Source organism: Rhodococcus sp. NPDC127593 (assembly GCF_042671975.1).
Lineage (GTDB): Bacteria > Actinomycetota > Actinomycetes > Mycobacteriales > Mycobacteriaceae > Rhodococcus_F.
The window spans coordinates 1-2,064 of sequence record NZ_JBHXWI010000157.1 but is presented as its reverse complement, the minus strand read 5'-3'; the positions used below and the strand labels follow the sequence as shown (position 1 = coordinate 2,064).

Genomic DNA, 2,064 nt, shown 5'->3' with positions numbered 1-2,064 from the left:
CGCCGCCAACAACCCCGGCAACGACACCTCCGACACCGACACCTCACCCACCACCGGACTCAAGCACTCCAACTCCGCCACCCCGATCACGGCGATGTCGCCGATCGGGCGGTCGGGTGACGCCGTGACCGCGTCGAGGATGCGGACGAACTGGTCCGCGAAACCGCGCACGGTGCTCGCGTCCAGGATGTCGGTGGCGAAACCGAACGCCGCGGACATTCCGGCGGGCGCGCCGGTTCCGTCGAGGTTCTCACTCAGGGTCAGGTACAGATCGCATTTGGCGACCTCGACACCGGCGTCGACGACCTCGACGGTCAACTCGGGCAGTTCGAGGCGGCTCTCTTCGGTGTTCCGGAATTCGAGCAGCACCTGGAACAGCGGTGTGTGCGCGGTCGATCGCACCGGGTCGACCGCCTGCACCACCCGGTCGAACGGCACCTCCGCGTGTCCGAACGCCCCGAGGTCGGTATCTCGGACGTGGGTTACCAGGTCGGTGAATGAGCGCTCGGGTGCGACGCGGGTCCGCAGCACCACGGTGTTGACGAACATTCCGACCATCTCGTCCAGTGCCGCGTCGCCGCGACCGGCGACGGGCGTGCCCACCGCGAGGTCCGTCTCGCCGCTCAGCCGGCCGAGCAGGACGGCGAGCGCGGCGTGCGCGACCATGAACAGTGTCGAATCGTGGCCCCTGGCGAGGTCGGACAGCTTATTGTGCAGGTCCGCGCTGATCGCGAACGGCACGGTGGCGCCCTGTGCGGACCGCTGCAGTGGGCGCCGGCGGTCGGTCGGCAGCTCGAGCAGCTCGGGCATCCCGTCGAGGGTCCGGCGCCAGTAGTCCAGCTGCGCCGAGATCGGCGAGTCCGGGTCGGTGTCGCTGCCGAGGGTGCGGCGTTGCCACAGCGCGAAGTCCGCGTACTGCACCGGCATCGGCGCCCACCCGGGCGGACGTCCGTGCGTACGCGCGGTGTACGCGACCATCACGTCGCGGGCAAGCGGCGCCATCGACGACCCGTCCGCCGCGATATGGTGCAGCACCAGGACCACCACGTGCTCGTCCGGACCGACCCGCAGCACCGCGATGCGCATCGGGACGTCGCGGCTCACGTTGAATTCGGCCGACGCCAGAGGCACCAGCTCGGTGCGCAGCGCCGCCTCGTCGGCCACGATGACCGGGGTCAGGTCGAGGGTCACCCGATCCGCGGCCAGCACCACCTGGTGCGGGCCGTCTGCGGACCCGGGATAGACGGTGCGGAGGGGCTCGTGCCGTTCGACGACGTCGCCGAACGCGGCGCGCAGCGCTTCGATGTCGAGTTCGCCGGTCAGGCGCAGCGCGATCGGAACGTTGTAGGCGGGCGAGGTCGTGTCGACCTGGTTGACGATCCACATCCGCTGCTGCGCGAGGGACAGCGGCACCCGGTCGGGGCGCGGGCCCCCGGTGAGGGCGGGACGCGCCGCGGTGCGGCGATCCGCGGTAGCGGCGCGGACGGCGAGCTCCGCCACCGTCGGCGCCTCGAACAGCTCCCGGACACCCAAGCCGACGCCCAGCGCGGAGTTGATGCGGGCAACGGCACGGGTCGCGCTCAGCGAATTGCCGCCCAAGTCGAAGAAGTTGTCGTCGAGGCCGGCCCGGTCGAGTCCGAGCACCTCTGCAAAGACGTCTGCCACGACACGCTCGGTCGCGTTGTTCGACGCGCGGAACACGGTGCGTACGATCGCGAAATCCGGGGTGGGCAAAGCCTGCCGGTCCAGCTTGCCCACCGGGGTGAGCGGCAGTTCGTCGAGGATCACGATCGTCGCGGGAACCATGTGGGCGGGCACGAAGCCGCGCACATGGTCGGTCATATCGGCGACGTCGGGTTCGCCGTCACCGGACGGCAGGACGTAGGACACCAGAACGGTGTCCCCGGACGGGGCGGTGCGGCCGAGGGTCACCGCGAACGCGACGCGGGGATGCCGTGTCAGCGCTGCGTCGATTTCGCCGAGTTCGACACGGAAACCACGAATCTTGACCTGAAAATCCGAACGACCCACATACTCGAGAACCGGCCCACCCGCCGAACGCCG

The 2,064-nt window shown here is 69.9% G+C and carries 1 protein-coding gene; it reads right to left on the bottom strand.

Annotated features, from left to right (window positions below):
• On the bottom strand, window positions 1–2,031 hold a 2,031-nt coding region (locus ACFVJ3_RS49315), incomplete at its 3' end, for a condensation domain-containing protein (protein WP_378459019.1).
• Window positions 2,032–2,064 lie beyond the last annotated feature (33 nt).